24 protein-coding genes, 1 tRNA gene and 1 pseudogene are annotated in these 14,642 nt (G+C 63.5%); 1 reads left to right on the forward strand and 25 read right to left on the reverse strand.

Annotated elements, in window-relative coordinates:
- From ACYVD7_RS12195 to ACYVD7_RS12310, 24 genes and pseudogenes are all read right to left on the reverse strand, one after another.
- Positions 1–771 carry a head maturation protease, ClpP-related gene (locus ACYVD7_RS12195; protein ID WP_460763550.1) on the reverse strand — a complete coding sequence of 257 codons (771 nt, stop codon included), beginning with the start codon at positions 769–771 and terminating at the stop codon, positions 1–3.
- Complete coding sequence (locus tag ACYVD7_RS12200) at positions 725–2,068, reverse strand: phage portal protein (RefSeq protein WP_460763552.1); 1,344 nt, start codon at positions 2,066–2,068, stop codon at positions 725–727. The genes ACYVD7_RS12195 and ACYVD7_RS12200 overlap by 47 nt, the downstream gene beginning before the upstream one ends.
- Positions 2,068–3,843, reverse strand: coding sequence for a terminase large subunit (locus ACYVD7_RS12205; protein ID WP_460763555.1), 1,776 nt, complete (start codon positions 3,841–3,843; stop codon positions 2,068–2,070). The genes ACYVD7_RS12200 and ACYVD7_RS12205 overlap by 1 nt, the downstream gene beginning before the upstream one ends.
- Positions 3,785–4,165 (reverse strand): hypothetical protein, encoded by a 381-nt coding sequence (locus tag ACYVD7_RS12210; RefSeq protein WP_460763558.1) that lies wholly within the window; start codon positions 4,163–4,165, stop codon positions 3,785–3,787. The genes ACYVD7_RS12205 and ACYVD7_RS12210 overlap by 59 nt, the downstream gene beginning before the upstream one ends.
- A 134-nt stretch (positions 4,166–4,299) precedes the next feature.
- Positions 4,300–4,491: a hypothetical protein gene (locus ACYVD7_RS12215; protein ID WP_460763561.1), complete on the reverse strand. Its 192-nt coding sequence runs from the start codon at positions 4,489–4,491 to the stop codon at positions 4,300–4,302.
- Complete coding sequence (locus tag ACYVD7_RS12220; RefSeq protein ID WP_460764230.1) at positions 4,488–4,766, reverse strand: endonuclease VII domain-containing protein; 279 nt, start codon at positions 4,764–4,766, stop codon at positions 4,488–4,490. The genes ACYVD7_RS12215 and ACYVD7_RS12220 overlap by 4 nt, the downstream gene beginning before the upstream one ends.
- Before the next feature lie 239 nt (positions 4,767–5,005).
- A complete protein-coding gene (locus ACYVD7_RS12225; protein ID WP_460763563.1) occupies positions 5,006–5,341 on the reverse strand; it encodes an HNH endonuclease signature motif containing protein in 336 nt (111 codons plus the stop codon).
- 257 nt (positions 5,342–5,598) lie between these two features.
- Positions 5,599–5,961 carry a hypothetical protein gene (locus ACYVD7_RS12230; RefSeq protein WP_460763566.1) on the reverse strand — a complete coding sequence of 121 codons (363 nt, stop codon included), beginning with the start codon at positions 5,959–5,961 and terminating at the stop codon, positions 5,599–5,601.
- The gene (locus tag ACYVD7_RS12235; RefSeq protein ID WP_460763569.1) at positions 5,958–6,203 is read right to left on the reverse strand and encodes a DUF7940 domain-containing protein; all 246 of its coding nucleotides are present in this window, start codon (positions 6,201–6,203) and stop codon (positions 5,958–5,960) included. Before ACYVD7_RS12235 ends, ACYVD7_RS12230 begins: the two co-directional genes overlap by 4 nt.
- Before the next feature lie 3 nt (positions 6,204–6,206).
- Positions 6,207–6,596: a hypothetical protein gene (locus ACYVD7_RS12240; RefSeq protein WP_460763572.1), complete on the reverse strand. Its 390-nt coding sequence runs from the start codon at positions 6,594–6,596 to the stop codon at positions 6,207–6,209.
- A 27-nt stretch (positions 6,597–6,623) separates the two neighbouring features.
- Entirely contained in the window at positions 6,624–7,193 is a 570-nt protein-coding gene (locus ACYVD7_RS12245; RefSeq protein WP_460763574.1) for an N-acetylmuramidase family protein, read from the reverse strand.
- A 103-nt stretch (positions 7,194–7,296) separates the two neighbouring features.
- Positions 7,297–7,372 (reverse strand) — tRNA-Met (locus ACYVD7_RS12250).
- 133 nt (positions 7,373–7,505) lie between these two features.
- Positions 7,506–7,748: a hypothetical protein gene (locus tag ACYVD7_RS12255; protein ID WP_460763576.1), complete on the reverse strand. Its 243-nt coding sequence runs from the start codon at positions 7,746–7,748 to the stop codon at positions 7,506–7,508.
- A gap of 123 nt (positions 7,749–7,871) precedes the next feature.
- A complete protein-coding gene (locus tag ACYVD7_RS12260) occupies positions 7,872–8,312 on the reverse strand; it encodes a hypothetical protein (RefSeq protein WP_460763579.1) in 441 nt (146 codons plus the stop codon).
- An 8-nt stretch (positions 8,313–8,320) separates the two neighbouring features.
- Entirely contained in the window at positions 8,321–8,560 is a 240-nt protein-coding gene (locus ACYVD7_RS12265) for a hypothetical protein (RefSeq protein WP_460763582.1), read from the reverse strand.
- Positions 8,557–9,066: a hypothetical protein gene (locus tag ACYVD7_RS12270; protein ID WP_460763584.1), complete on the reverse strand. Its 510-nt coding sequence runs from the start codon at positions 9,064–9,066 to the stop codon at positions 8,557–8,559. The genes ACYVD7_RS12265 and ACYVD7_RS12270 overlap by 4 nt, the downstream gene beginning before the upstream one ends.
- The gene (locus ACYVD7_RS12275; protein ID WP_460763587.1) at positions 9,063–9,254 is read right to left on the reverse strand and encodes a hypothetical protein; all 192 of its coding nucleotides are present in this window, start codon (positions 9,252–9,254) and stop codon (positions 9,063–9,065) included. The genes ACYVD7_RS12270 and ACYVD7_RS12275 overlap by 4 nt, the downstream gene beginning before the upstream one ends.
- A 2-nt stretch (positions 9,255–9,256) precedes the next feature.
- Complete coding sequence (locus ACYVD7_RS12280) at positions 9,257–9,628, reverse strand: Ref family recombination enhancement nuclease (RefSeq protein WP_460763590.1); 372 nt, start codon at positions 9,626–9,628, stop codon at positions 9,257–9,259.
- Positions 9,610–10,128: an HNH endonuclease signature motif containing protein gene (locus ACYVD7_RS12285; RefSeq protein WP_460763593.1), complete on the reverse strand. Its 519-nt coding sequence runs from the start codon at positions 10,126–10,128 to the stop codon at positions 9,610–9,612. The genes ACYVD7_RS12280 and ACYVD7_RS12285 overlap by 19 nt, the downstream gene beginning before the upstream one ends.
- Positions 10,125–10,376, reverse strand: coding sequence for a hypothetical protein (locus tag ACYVD7_RS12290; protein WP_460763595.1), 252 nt, complete (start codon positions 10,374–10,376; stop codon positions 10,125–10,127). The genes ACYVD7_RS12285 and ACYVD7_RS12290 overlap by 4 nt, the downstream gene beginning before the upstream one ends.
- Complete coding sequence (locus ACYVD7_RS12295) at positions 10,373–10,924, reverse strand: hypothetical protein (RefSeq protein WP_460763597.1); 552 nt, start codon at positions 10,922–10,924, stop codon at positions 10,373–10,375. Before ACYVD7_RS12295 ends, ACYVD7_RS12290 begins: the two co-directional genes overlap by 4 nt.
- A gap of 134 nt (positions 10,925–11,058) precedes the next feature.
- Positions 11,059–12,492 (reverse strand): annotated as a pseudogene (gene dnaB, locus ACYVD7_RS12300) (replicative DNA helicase); the annotation flags it as partial.
- The gene (locus ACYVD7_RS12305; RefSeq protein WP_460763600.1) at positions 12,489–13,295 is read right to left on the reverse strand and encodes a hypothetical protein; all 807 of its coding nucleotides are present in this window, start codon (positions 13,293–13,295) and stop codon (positions 12,489–12,491) included. The gene ACYVD7_RS12305 and the pseudogene dnaB, both read right to left, overlap by 4 nt.
- Positions 13,296–13,507: 212 nt before the next feature.
- The gene (locus tag ACYVD7_RS12310) at positions 13,508–13,855 is read right to left on the reverse strand and encodes a hypothetical protein (protein WP_460763602.1); all 348 of its coding nucleotides are present in this window, start codon (positions 13,853–13,855) and stop codon (positions 13,508–13,510) included.
- Between the two features lie 157 nt (positions 13,856–14,012).
- Here ACYVD7_RS12310 and ACYVD7_RS12315 point away from each other — a divergent pair, with 157 nt between their 5' ends.
- Entirely contained in the window at positions 14,013–14,273 is a 261-nt protein-coding gene (locus tag ACYVD7_RS12315; protein WP_460763605.1) for a hypothetical protein, read from the forward strand.
- 32 nt (positions 14,274–14,305) lie between these two features.
- Here ACYVD7_RS12315 and ACYVD7_RS12320 read toward each other — a convergent pair whose 3' ends face one another.
- Entirely contained in the window at positions 14,306–14,575 is a 270-nt protein-coding gene (locus ACYVD7_RS12320; RefSeq protein ID WP_460763608.1) for a hypothetical protein, read from the reverse strand.
- Positions 14,576–14,642: the final 67 nt, after the last annotated feature.

Consider the following 14,642-nt stretch of genomic DNA (forward strand, 5'->3'; position numbering starts at 1 on the left):
CTACGCGGTGCTCTTTTCGACTTTCTTGCGATCGGCAAGATCCACGGCGCGCATGCGGTGCGCATGCTCCGCCGCGTAGTCGGGTTCATTCGCCGGCTGGGCTGGTTCGGAGGCCGCGAGTGCGGCCGGAGGGTGATCGTAGGCGGCAACGTTCCAGGCGCTGGCCTTCGCCTTTCCGTCCTTCTCAGATCCGGCGACCCGGTCGGCGAACCCGCGATCCACTGCCTCGGCCGCGGTCATCCACGTCTCGTCGTCCATCCATTGCGCGATCTCGTCGCGATTGGCATTGGTCTTGTGCTGGTAGTCATCGACGATCGAAGCGTCGATCTTTTCCAGCAGAGCCGCCGTTTCCTGCATCGCATGCCGGTCACCTATCGCGATCGTCCAGCCGTTGTGGATCATCATGAAGCTGCCATCGGTCATCTCGACCTCGTCTGCGTGCATCGCGATGAAGGACGCTGCCGATGCGGCCAGGCCGTCCACGTGAGCGATCTTGTGAGCGGGATGCGCCTGCAGGGCGGCGACCATCGCGCGACCTTCGAACACATCGCCACCAGGCGAGTTGATCCGCAGGTGGAGCGTCTTGGCGTTGATTGCCTGCAAGTCCTTGGCGAACTGCTTCGCGGTCACGCCGTCGCCAGTCCACCAGTCGTAGCCGATCACGTCGTAGAGAAAGACCGTTGCTTCGTCATCCTTGGCTTCGATCTTGTAGGCGCGCGGCGCGCTACGATTCAGCGCCAGCAGCCGGGTCAGCCGATTCGTCTGGTTCATCTCTCGTTTCCTTCTTGGTATCGGCCGCTTTCGCGGTTGGCATGAACAACTTGTCGCCGCCGGCGATCGGCGGGAGATTCTTCAGCGCGCGCACTTCGTTGACTGTCATCCAACCCATCGCGCCCGGGCCACCGAGCGCCTTGCCGAAGTATTCGGCCTGGGCCTTGGAATCACCTTCCAGAAGGCCATCGACGTTGAACTCGACGAAGTAGCGATCGAGTCGCGGGAACAACTTTCGGTTCATCTCCTGGGCAAAGCGATGCAGATGCGGCCGCAACGTGTAGCGAACGAATCCCTGCGACATCTGCTCGATGCCGGTTCCCCAGCTGGTGCTCGCGGACGTCTCGCCGATCATGTGCGGTGGTACGCCGAACGCACGCGCGATGTCCACAACCTGGAACTTGCGCGACTCGAGTAGCTGAGCATCCGCCGCAGTCATCGACAGCTCTTCGACGGACAGTCCCTCGGTCAGGACCAGCGGAATCTTGCTGTGCCCGGTGCCGGCGCCATACTTCGCAACCCACGCTTGCCGGAATTCCTCCTGCTGCGTGGACGTCATCTTCCCTGGGATCTTCACCGCGTACTGGATTGACGCGCCGCCGGCGAACGTCTGAGCAGCATGCTCGTCGGCCTTGATCGCGATGCCGATCGCCTGCCGCGCCGCCCAACCGATCACGGATCGGCTGCAAGTCCCGTCGAAGCCAAGGCCAGGGAAATGCAGCACATCGTCCTGATCGACCGTGAAGTACCCCTCCGAACCATCCTCAAGCTGGTCGGTGATCTTGTATCGAAGCCGCTGCCCCTTGCGCGTGATCTCCACCTTGTCCCGGTGAACAGGGATCACCGCCGTCGCCTGAGGCGAGAACCGGCTGGCCCGCACGATGTAGGCAATGCCATCGCCTCGAAGGAGCATCTGCCCGGTGGCAAATTCCCAGAATGACGCCGAGGTGAATAGCGGAGTCGGCTGTTCGTTGAACAGCCACCAATAGGGATGATCGTTTGCCTTTTCGCGCCCGCCTTCAGTACGGCGGTAGAAGCTGCAGGGCGTGGTCGCGATCGCTCCAGCGATCAGGGAGACGCAACGATAGACGGCGGACACGCGCATCGCGGTCCGCTCATTCACGATGGCCCCAGAGTCGGTCATTGATGCGCCGAAGATCTGGCCCATCTTGATGGCATCCGACGACGGCACGTCGTGGTATTCGATCTGCGCCTTCGGGGTAACCGCCTGAACTGCACGGTCGACGGCTACCGCGACGCTGAGACGATCACGCGCGAGTTGTGCGGAGTTTGTCATCAGAGCACCACGAAGCCTTGTTCGATTACGTCGGACTCAACCTCGCCACCGCTGACACCTATCGCCATCAATAGGGCGACGATGTCGTCGATCTTCTCGGTCGAGCGTTTCTTGTCGGGCGCCGCGTTGAGGTTGGCGTCCTTACGCGCGACCAGGTTGGCCGCGCACCATGCGAGCACCGGGTCACCGCCGTGTGCCAGGCGCTTGCCAACGTAGGCGCGCTCTAGCTCTTGCATTGCCGGGTGGTACGACTTCGGGCCCTGAACGAACTCGATCATCGGCACCTCGGCCTCGATCAACCGCGACGACAGCTCGGTAGCGTTCCACCGGTCGAACCCGATGGACTGCACGTTGAACTGCTCGACAGCTTCGAGCACCGCCTTCTCGATGACGCCGTAATCCGTCACCTCGCCTTCGGTCTGCTCCAGATACCCAGCCGCAACCCAGCCGGCATACGGCACGGTCCCACGCTCAGTGCGTTGGGCCACGGCTGCCGAAGGAACCCACCGGCGGCCCCATGTCAGCATCAGATCGCCCACCTTCCAGACGAGCCGGAAGGCCGTCATGTCGCGCGTGCTGGCCAAGTCGAGACCGCCCCAGCACGGCACGTCGCGCAGCGCAGCCAGGTCGACAGCGCCGTCGCAGGCCTTCCATTTCGGCAGCAGGATGAACCCGTTCGCCGCCGATGCCGGACGGTTGAGACGCTTGATCTGGAACTCGGCGAGCTTGGAAGGCATCGCCTTCGCCTCGACCGCTTCCTTCCGGATCGCTGCGAGCAGGTGCGGGTTCGCATCCGCCAGCGGGTTCGCCTTCACCCAGGCCGACTGGTCGAAGTCCCCGTCGTTGTCGTCGACCGCGAAGAAGACTGCGAGGAAATGATCAGCGGTGTCGCCGAACAGTCCTTCGAGCAGCTGCTTCGCGAACTGCCGGATCTCGCCCCACGGCCCCGGGTTCGTGTAGCCCTCGGTCGTGGTGTACAGGAACAGCGGGTTACTGCGCGCGCCGGCCGCGGAGGTCAGCACATTGAGCAGGTCCGCCGTCTTGTGCGCGTGGATCTCGTCGAGGCCGACGTGCGACGGATTCAGACCGTCCTGCGTCGAGGCCTTGGCGTGGATCGGTTTGAAGCTGGCGCCGGTCTCGACCCGCGCGATGGACTTCGCGAAGGTCTCCAGCCCGAACGCCTCGCGCAGGTCGGATGTCTTCTCGACCATCCGCTTCGCGACGTTGAAGATGATCGAGGCCTGCGGGAACGTCGTCGCCGCGCTGATCACCTGCGCGCCCTCTTCCGGCTCGCAGCATTCGCAGTACAGCAGGATGCCGGCCGCGAGGGTCGACTTCGCGTTCTTGCGCGCCACCGCGAACAGTGCCGAGGTAAAGCGCCGCGGATAGAACAACGTCCCGTCAGCCAGCCGGATCGCGCCGGTAGCCTTGCGGAACCCGAACAGCTGCACGACAAAGAAGACGTGCGAGGGATGCAGGACGATGTCCGGCGTGTCCCATTTGCCCTCGACGTGCGGCAGCGATTCGAGGAACCTGCACGCATCGTTCGCATGCCAGGCGTCGAACTTGAACCAGGAGCCACCATTACCGGCTCGCTTCAGGTCATCGAGGAACCGCTTCGCACCGAGCCGCAGCAGGCGGCCGAATCGTTTCCCCTTCTTGTCGGATACCGCCTCGCGTGCGTACGCGGTGGCGATCGCGACATAGTCCCGCTCTTCAGGCGGGGCGCTTGCCGATGCCGGCGAACTTGTTCCCCGGTTTCGTGCCTTCGCCATTCGCCCTCACCTTGCCCTGCGCCACAGGCGTCAGGCCGAAGTCATTTGCCAGCGCCCTGTACTGGGCGACCATGTGCCCAGTCGGCGACTCGCCGGCGGCGTAGAGCTGGCAGATCTTCCCGAAGAGGGCGCAGAGGACGCCGAGCGTCGTCAGCCCTGCCTCGGTCAGCAGCTTGTTCGCGTGCAGGATCGGCGCCAGGCGCTTCCACTCCTTGATCGCGTGCGCGTTCGGCAACCAATCCGGCGCCTCCGGGATGGCGTCAACGAGCGGAAGCTCGACAGCCGGCGGTGCCGCGCGATCAGGACGGTCGGTACCCGCCACGGCCTTCAGGTGCGATGGCTTGCGGGGCCCGGACATGGGTCAAAAACCTGTTTTCCTGATCTGACGGTGTGAAAATTTGGCTGGGCGCACGTATCGCGGAGAGTCGGTCCTAGACTTTCGACCTCCCCCTCCCGTCAGTCGTCCTGGCCTTCATCATCGAGGCCGCCGCCATGGCCTTGCGGCTTCTGGTCGGCATCTTCCTTGTCTGCTCTATCTGCCATCAGGTCAGCCACGCATGCGGTGAGCTGGGCCACGCTGTTGGTCAGCGCCCTGTTGCTGTCGATCAGCGCAATGAGCAGGTCGCGGTCTTCCTGTTGCAGGCTCATGGTTTGATGCCTCGGTCGAGGTACTGTGCCGCGAGCCTCAGTACATCAGCCCGGTCAGCGAAGTAGCCGAGTCCACGGTTGCAGCTCAGGCAGAGCAACCCACGCACCACCATTCGGCCATCGGCCTCAGCTGCGTGGTCGTGATCGACTGCGAACCTGCCGCGACCGCCAGGCTTGTCCGTACCGCAGATGGCGCATCGATGCCCTTGTGCAGCGAGCATCCTCTCGTATGCCTCAGCAGTCAGGCCGAACTTCTTCACCCTGCTGTTGAGCACCTTGTCAGGGTTGGCCTTTGCCCATGCTGACGTTACCGCAGCCTTCCGTTCCCGATTGGCGGCGGTCCATTCCCGAGAGCGAGTCTTGATTGCCTCTCGGTTCTTCTCGTACCTGTTGCGCCGGTGTTGTGCCAAGCGATCAGGATTCTCTTTGCGCCAGCGACTCGCACCTTGATCGCCCAGCCATCGCCGGATGCTTGCAGTCGTGGCAGATGCGGACGCCAGCCGTTGATTGCCCCTCAGCCATGCTTGCCCTCGACCTTACGGTTTCCGAAGCCGCCATCTTCCGCAGCGGTTTTGCGACTATGGCACGGAGCACATAGCGGCTGAAGGTTGGTTGGATCGTTGTTGCTCGGGTCGCCGTTGACGTGGTCGACGTGGTTCGCCGCGCGGGTGTAGCCCTTCGAGGCGCAGATGCGGCACAGCGGTTCAGCGGAAAGGACGGACGAACGGATCGCCCGCCATGCCGCGCTGTTCGTGGCCAGCGTGCGGCGTGCCTGCCTGCTGATCTCGTGCGGGCAATGCCGACGCGCTGCAGGCGCGAACGGCCGGTGCTTCGGCGCAGCCTTCGGCATCAGAGCTCCCAGCCGTACAGGACCAGGACGATCGCTTTGGTCAGCAGGTTGAAGTCGTAGCGCTTCTTCACCGGATCGCTCCTGTCTCAGCCTTACCGCGAACGCACCTGCGCTCGCCCTGCCATTCCTTCCGGTCCGTGGTGATCACGCCCAGTGCGTCCGATGCCCAGCGCCAGATCCCCTTCGCCCAGTCGTCCGTCAGAGTCACCGGCGGCGTGGGCGGGGTCGTGACCTGGCTGCTCGGTGTGACGAGGCAGTCAGTCACCAGAGGCGGCGTTGGCTTGATCGACTGCGGAACTGAGGTCTGGCAGGCCGTCAGGGCGACGGCAGCTGCCATCAGCAGGAAGGCGATCGATTGCTTCAGCGCGTGCACGGGTCTGCTCCTGGGCCTTGCGGACATCCTTCCGGGCGTCGGCCTTAGTGGTGGTGGCGACCTTGTCCAACTTCTTGTCGCGCGTGCCTTCCTCCTTCCGGAGTTCGAAGTTCGCCTTGCCGGTGTTGGTCGCCTGCTTCAGGTCGCACCGGGGCGCAGCGCCGGCGAGACGCCAGCCGAGGAACAGCGCGATCGCCAGCAGCACCGCATTCGCGATCAGCGATATCTGCAGGAACGAGAGCTTCATGGCGCGAGTCGCTTCCGTGGCAACGGCCTGGGCGGCTGCTCGGGCTTGTGCTGCTGGATGAAGCGGCCGACCAGCGCCAGTACGGCACCGACGCGCACGGTCCACTTCGCCGCCTCGGGCATTTCGTCGAACGCACCGAAGCCGGCCAGCAGGTTGTAGAGGTCCGGCAGCGCGCCCAGGCAGGCGATCAGCCACGTGGAGTAGAACCGCCAGCCGTCGCGCCAGTTGTGGATGAGCTGCATCGGTCAGCCTCCCTTGAAAGCGCCGTGGATGGCGGTCGAGCGCAGCCCGCTGCGGACCAGCTCTTCGGTGAGCGTTTCGAGCTTGGCCGTGATCGGCTGGATCAGGTCGCGGATCTCGTTCTTGGTCGGGTACTGCGAAAGCTGGCGTGCCAGGTTGAGCTCCTGCACGGCGATGGCCTTGTCGATCTTAGCCGTCTCCAGGCGAATCTCGGCGAGCTGCCGATCGAAGTTGTCCTTGGTGGTTTGCATGGCACGCAACCTGTCCTCGCGCTCTTTGGCGAGTGCGTCCCTTGCTTCGTCAAGGCGCCCGGTGAGCCACCGCATGATTCCGACGGTGTGCATGACCAGCACGATAACCAGCCCAACGAGCTGCAGGAAGAAGGTTTCGCTCACGGCGTCCGGGCCTCGTGCTGGATGGGGTCAGGTGCCGCCGTGGCGCCGGTAGGCGCTGGCGAGCTTGGTGTCGTAGCGGTTCTCGGCGTAGCGCGGGCCGTTGTAGCCATGGGCGAAGCCAGGCCAGTCGCGGCGCTGCAGTTCGTCGTCCAAGTGGCGCGCCTTCACGTAGGCGACGAAGGCATCGAGCTGGGCGCCCTCGCCCTGGTACATCGCATTGACGAAGGCCTGCACCGAGTCGAAGCCGCAGAGCCGGTAGTTGAAGCCCATGATCTGGAACCGCCCCCAACTGGCCGACTTGAGCGCGGCCATGCGGTCGAGTTCTGCCGCCTCGGCCAGGCGGTCGTGCTCGCCGGCACCGGTGCGGGCGTACAGCGTCCGGTTCCACTTGCGCGATGAAATGCGCGGGTGGCTGGTGGTGAAACGCTGGCCGGTGAAAGCACCGAACTGGTGGGCCTCGAACAGGATCTTGGGGCGGCCGTCCGGCAGGAAACCGGCGCCGGCGGACTCAACGGTGTCCACGGCCTTGATAGCCGCGACGCTGCACCGCAGTGCAGCCGCCGCGCGGGCGAAGTCGGTTCCGGTGAGCGGCATCATGGGTGTGGTGCTCTCCGAACCATGGAACCCGGCCGGCCGCCGTTCCCGAAAGACCGACTGACGAGGCGCCTCCCCCACGAAAGCGGGGCGACCGGCCGGATGGTGGTAGCAGCGGTTCGATTCGAACGGATGACCTGCGGCTTAATGAGGCCGCCGAGATTCCGCTTCTCCACGCTGCTGAACTTTCTGCTGCGTGCCGGACGCCACCGCGAGGGTCTTACCCGGCATATCCACCTAGGGGCGACGCAGCATTTCGATTCCCCGAAACACAAAACCCCCGCAATGGCGGGGGCCCTGGGGCAATTCCCGTGGTTACTTGCCTGCCGGTCGCTTGTCCAGACCGTTCTCTGCGAGGAGCTCTGCCACGTCGTCAACGTGCAGGCAATCCACCATGCAGGCGTAGTCGTTCGGCGGCTGGATTGCCGCGATGTTCCCGTTGCAGTAGTCGTTTCCGGGTGTCGCGCTGTGCAACACACCGTAGGAGACGACCTTCCCGCCCTCCAGCTTCACGATTTTGTCGCCGTTCTTTGCCTCGCGGCCGTTCCGATAATGCATTTCGAATTCCTCGGTGGCTGAAACGAAAAAGCCCCCGGCTTCCGCGCGGGGGCTTCTATGTCATCGTGCCTGAAAAGATACCCGTCTGAGTCAGACTGTCAACGGGTTTTCGGGACGCAATGTTCAGGCGGCGCGCGCATACCCGATAAGGACGCCGCGAACGAACTCAAACCCCAGATCGTGCTCGACGAAGTACTTTGTCCGTGACACCGGCTTGAGCGCTTGGTCGTATCGCTGAAGCATCTCGTTCGCGATCTCCACTCGCTCCACGCCTCGCCTTCCAATCCCGCAGTAATAGGCCCGCATGACCGTGGCCCGGGTAAGGTTTGACCTTGCCAGGTCGGCAACTATGTCCTCGATCTGCTGGCATTCCGGTGGCACGTGCACTGGCTTGAAGCCGGTGACACGCGGGGGCATCTCGCCGCGGTGTTCGATCAGAACCTGCAGGCGATCCTTGGAACGGTGGCCCAGGTATTCGCAGTCGCGATGAAGGGCGAACTCCCTACCCCAATCATTGAGCCTGGCGCTGACGTAGACCCCGAAGCTGTCGATGTTGTGCCCCATGCCTCCCCCTATGCCGCCTTGTCTCGCATCTGCTCGCTCGCGTAGAACACGTCATCCCTGAAGTCGGCCAGCGTCACCTCGCGGGTGTACGTTCCAATCTCAACAACATGCCTATGCCGGTCGAGGCTCTGACGATCCCAGACGATGCTGCGCCCCCTGGTGAGGCACAGCGTGCGCTTCCGCATGGGCGGCATCTTCGTAAGCGCCACCCAGGCCTCTTCGATCTGCAGTTCCAGCGCCTCGCTCATGCGGCTCGCCTTCCGACCTGCTCGGTCAGTTCCGACCAGAGCGCGATCAGCAGAGCGTCAGCGCGGCCAACATCCTTCTTGCGCTTGAGGTGGTCGGCGATCTCAGGGTAACGCTGCAGCACCATCGTCCGCGCCGCGTCCTTGTCGCAACCGGTAAGGCGTAGGTACTTCTTCCAGGTCTGAGGCGGCACCTCGATGAAAGGGATGCCGAGCGCGCCAATCACGCCGCGCGCGGTGCCGTCCGCTTGACCAAACCGGAAGCCCGAGGTAACGCCCTGCTTCGGCAGCGCATTGACCTGCTCGAACACCGCGATCACGTACGAGCCGGGGTGCGCTGCAATCAGCTCACGCACCGCCTTCGATAGCGAGAAAGGATCGACCTGCTCCCCGCCCGCCTTGCGGGTCGTGGTCGGCATGTCGATGAAGCCGGCAGGCTTGCCGTCAGCGAGCGCCGCGACAGCGCCGGTCTGGCCAGGGTCGACGCCGAGTGTCAGACGCAGGGTCATGACAGGAGCCTCCCGAGCACCAAGCCACCCGCCAGGACGATGCCTACAAGGATGATCATCATCCCGAAGCAGCCCGCAAGGAAACCTCCGTTGCCATTCCTGAGGTCATCGTCGAAAAGGAACGCGAGAACAATCGCCACTACGACAACTGCGACAGGGATGGCCCAGAAACCGATGGTTATGGTCATGATCAGGCCGCCTCCTGGCGGGCGAGTAGTTCGTTCTGGTAGGTCAGCAGCTGGTCATCGCTGCCGTAGGTCTCGCGGAACTTGCGGGCGTGTAGCGCGTAGCTCGGGCCGTAGGTCCGCAGTCCGAGGTCGGGATTGCCGAAGGCATTGGCGCCGCGGTGGTGCCAGCTGCAGAGCCCGATGGTGAAATCGTGGCCGCGACGCTTCTGGCCATGCCTTCCGCCGATGGTCAAATGATGAATATCTGCATGGCGAAAGAGTCCATTCGTTCGGCAAACGATGCAGCCAAGTTCTTTGATGGCAACGAATCTCGCCCGTTGCGCCACTGTTGGCGTGCCAGTAGACCGTCCGATCTTCATGCGACTCGCTTCCATGTCTTGCCACGCGCGATTTGCGTGATTGCGGTATCGCTGACTCCGTATTTGTCCTGAAGTCGCTTCATCTCCCCGTCGGGCAGCCTCCCGCTACTGCGGAGCTGCGCATACTCGGCTCGCAGTTCTGCAACCTGCTCCTCTGACAGCGTTGTCATGTGGTGCCGCTGCCCAGTTGGCGGATTTCCCAGCCCGGCCCGGAAGCAATGCCCCATGTTCTCGGAGTGAGTCACGTACTCCAGGTTGTCGGGCCGGTTGTTCTGTTTGTTGCCGTCCTTGTGGTTGACCTCTTTCCCATCGGGGCGAGGCCCGATGTACGCGGAGGCGACGAGCAGGTGCACGCTGCGCGATTTGCCGTGGCAACGCACCCTGAGATACCCGCGACCGTTGTCGGCTGGCTTGAGCTGATGCAGCTTTCCGCGCCAACGGTTACCGGGATGGTCGCTCCAAATGGAGCCATCCTCTGCGACGTAGGTGTGCGGCAGTTCCGGGATCGGCTTCATGCCAGTTCCTCGCCGGCCACCGTCATAGCCACCACGGGATGTTGCTGCCCATACACCCAGAGGTAGACAGGCTCGCCAGCAGCCATTCGCTTCACCTCCGCCGGCGTTGGGTGCCAGGCCGAAACCATCACCGGCTGGTCATCGATCACCATGTCGAGGATAGCCAGCGAGCCGCATTTCTCGTCCGTCATGCTCTCCGGCTTGCCGAGCACGCGGGTTGCACCATGAATTCGACCAATCAGCATCATCCTTCTCCCTGCATCATCAGAGCCATCTCTTCGATCACGTCGCGCGACATGCCAGACCAGTAGTTCTCGACGATGTGTTTTGTCACTCCGTCGTAGAGCTCGCGGAACCGCTCCTCGCTCATGTCGTCGAACGCGATCGACTCGGGCACCTTTACCGGACGCTCACCGATGGGAACCACCATGTCGCCGAAGCGCAGTTCGCCCATGTCGACGACCATCTCTTCGCAGCAGACGCCTGCTTCGCGCTGCACGCGCTTGATCGCGCCATGGGCATCGAGCAGTTCGAAGCCAGGTGCATGCTCTACAAGCAGTTGGCCTATGCCGTGCATGAGTCGATGAAACTTCACGTTTCGCGGCTTCTTCAGCTCCATTCGGATTTCGTCACCGGCGCGGTACTTCCGCTCTTTGCAGATGCGCCGATCGATCGGGTGCGCGGCCACCAGCGCCAGGCGCTCTTCGCCGGTCTCCAGCACACGGACCTTCGTCCAGACGCCGTACACCGGGCGGCGCGCGATCTTGGCGGCCTTCTTGTTGGCAGTCTTCGTCATGCGTCACCCGCCGCGCGATCCCTCGAACTGCCGCTACGGGAGCGGTACGGACGCCGCGGCTTCGGCGCTTCGTCATCGAAGCCGTCGTCGGAGCTCCGTGGCTTCGCCTTGAGCTTGTAGTTCGGGCGACCACCATCCCACCGCGTGAAGCGAGAGCAAGGCAGGTCATGGCGCAGGTACGCAGTGCCGGTCGGGCCGCTGCGTTGCTTGCCGACGATCACTTCTAGGCAGCCTGGCGCGTTGCTCTCTTCGTTGTAGTAGTCGTCGCGGTAGAAGAAGACGATCACGTCAGCGTCCTGCTCGATCGCGCCTGACTCGCGCAGGTCGGAGAGCATGGGCCGCTTGTTGGTGCGCGACTCCAGCGATCGATTCAGCTGCGAGAGCGCGATCACCGGGCATTCGAGCTCCTTGGCCAGCTTCTTCAGTTCGCGGGAGATCTCAGAGATCTCGTCGTGGCGCTTGTCGGCTTTCCCTGAACCAGACAACAGCTGCAGGTAGTCCACGACCACACAGCGCAGGCCTTTGCCGCCCCGCTCCTTCGACTTCGCGTGCATGCGGCGCGCGCGGTGGCGCAGCTGGTAGACGCTCAGGTCTGCGGTGTCATCGATCGCGAGCGGCAGTTCGCGCAACTCCCGGAATGCCTCGGTGATGAGTTCCCATTCGTGGTCTTCGACCCCGCTCTGTGTGCGGAGACGCTGCAGCGGAATTCCGGTGCGAGCGGACACCATGCGCAGCATCAGCTGATCCCGCGACATCTCGAGCGAGAACACCGCCGCGGCGCCTTCGGTCCTGGCCACGTGGTCGGCGATCTCAACCCCGCCGATCGACTTGCCCATGCCGGGACGACCGGCGAGCACGATCAGGTCGGTGTCCGCCATGCCCAGGACGATCTCTCGTGCAGACTCCCAAGGCACCGGAATACCTGGCGCGACGCTGCCGTCGTAGAAGCCCTGCAGCGCGTCGAACACCTTGGTCAGGCCGGAGCGAACGAGCACGAGGCCGCCGTGATCCCGGTCCGCTGCGGTGGCCAGTCGCGTAATGCGGGCCTGGGCGTCAACAAGGATCTCGTTCGTGTCCCTCCCTTCGGGCATGAAGCCCTCTTTGACGATGTCGGTACCGACGTCGATCAGCTGCCGCAGGACTGCCTTGTCGCGCACGATCTCGGCGTAGGCGACGATGTTCGCCGCCGAAGGTGTCGTGCTCGCCAGCTCGATCAGGTACGTGCCACCGGCCACTTCGCTCGCCAGCCCTTGAGCCTCGAACCAGTCGCCCAGCGTGACCGCGTCGTACGGGCGCTTCTTCTCCGCGAGTTCCTTGATCGCGCGGTAGATCAACCGGTGGTCGCGACGATAGAAGTCATCGTCGGAGAGCTGGTCGGCAACTCGGTCATAGGCGTCTGGCGCCAGCATCAGGCCACCCAGTACGGCCTGCTCGGCTTCGATCGACTGCGGTGGAACGCGCAGCTGCTCGACGCGCTGATCGCGTCGGGTCTTGAACGGATCCGGACCGGACTCGCCGTATAGGCCGACCAGGCGCTCAATCTGGGCGTGTGAGTCGATGTGGCTCATGCCGCGTCCTCGTGCTCGGCCTCAGCACGGCGCGAAGATTCAGCGTCGCGCTCCCGCTTCAGCTGAACACCAGCGGTCGTCAGGTCGCAGCGTCCCTCCTCAGGGAACCACCAGAGCTTGAACCAGTTCCGACGGACAGCATCGCGGAAGTGCGCGCGCCAATCCTTCTGCAAGCGCTGCGACTCTCGATGCTTCCGGGCGAATTCCCGCCAGGCGAGCTCGAGGTATTCGCGATGGATGCCGGTGTCATCGGCGAACTGGAAGATCGGGTCAGCAGCAGGGATCGCCTTCTCGCCGGCATCTCGGCAAGCCTCGATGAAAGCCGGGAAGGTGACCTTCTCGCGCCTCACCCTCCCCGACTGCTTCCCCCCGCTTGCGGGGGGTAAAGGGGGATTGTTCTCTTCTCTTCTCTTCTCTTCTCTGGTCTCGCTTTTGTCACGCTCGATGCGTGACATTTCCGGGACAGATTGCGGGACAGATGCACGCTGCTTCTGCTTTCGTTTCGTGCCGAGAGCCCGTGTTTTCGCGGTTTCGCCGTTGTGCCGGTCGAAATTGGGAAACGTGACTGCCTTGTTCTCGATGACAAGCCAGCCGACGCTGACCATCGCGCGTGCGAACCCGTCACACCTGATGTATCGGTCAATCCAAGTTTCTGTCACGCCGTTTGCGTGACCATCGCGTGACTGACGATCAGCCCATGACCAGAGCCGATGCAGCTTCCCGACGATGATGTCTTCGTCGACGTCGCCTAGGGCCGCAGCCATGTCGATCACCGCGGGGTCTTCCGCGAGATCGGTCCGCATTTTGATCCAATCGCCAGCCATATCAGGCCGCCTCTTCCAGCGGCAGTGGAACTTGTGGGGATTGCCCGCGACGGCGGGCCTCGGCGCGCTGCATCTCGCGTGCGCGCGCTGTGTTGAATTGGGCGAGTTCTTCTGGCGACAGTGGCTCGCAGCGGTCCGCCAGCGCCTTGCACGCTGCCAGCCTTCCTGAAATGTCCGCCTGCTTCGGCATGTCAGCGGCGCGTTCCTTGAGCCATCTCAGCCAGGCGCTGCAGATCGGCCACCAATGCTGGTATCTGGGCCATGGCTTGCTGCTGCAGAGTCGATGCGTCCTGCAACCAACGAGCCGCCCAGAACAGCGCAGGCGTGTTGTCAGAGAAGTGCTCCATGTACCGCTCGATCAGGCCAGAATCGAGGTTCCGCTCGCCGCTCAGCATGGCGCTGAGGTTCGATGGGGCGACGTCCAGCGCCGCAGCCACCCGGCCCAGCCCGCGTGCGTATACGCAGGAGGCGAAGCACTCGCGCTGGTCCCTGAAACGCTGGGCCAGGCCGGGTTCGAAAGTCAGAGAGAGTTGGCTCATTGGGAAGGCCTGATACGGATCGTTATCAACGGTTATCAGCGGGATAGCCGAAAAAGGCCCGGAACCTTTCGGACCCAGGCCATGAAGTCAGAGCAGAGAGAAAACGGCCCCGGTGTAGGCTGGCGGTGCGACCCAACCAACCTCACCGGAGACCGTCATGGACGAAGCTTTTATCGATGCTTTCTGCGAACTGCAGGGGGCGCACATCGCGGACACGACACTGCTGCAAGCGATGGTCATGACTCACCCCGACCCTTACGCCTTGCTCCGCGCCTGGAACGCCCTGAGCGCGCCGAGGGTCGCTTCGGTAGCTCAGAGGAAGGCGCTTTCGGAATTCCACGAGAAGACTGCGGAATCTGCCCTGCACCATTTCCAGCAGTGGACGGCGCGTCTGGAGGCAGCGATTCCAAGCGCCTGATCTCCGACGGGGAAAGGAACGGCAACCTCATCTCAGGCCGCCTCCTTCATTTCTGGAATCGAATCTCCATCTGTCTCGGCCGCCTCTTCTCCTTCGTTCGCGGCCGTGGGTTGGCGCGACGCTGGTGGCGCTCCAAAGATCTCGGGGTGCTGGTACTTGATCAGCACCGGGATACCGCGAACCGTCCAGTTCTGGACACGCTGCACGCCACCCTTTGCAAGATCGAAGCCAAGCTTCCGGGCCAATTCGGAGGGGCCGCCCATGGCGGCGATCAGGTCTGCGTCGGGATGTTTGGTCTTCATGGCGCTGAGGATTACACGCCATGTTTATAGCGTTGTCAACGCGGCGTGTAACAACGCCATGTGTAGC

The sequence above is a fragment of the Lysobacter fragariae genome, from assembly GCF_054779775.1.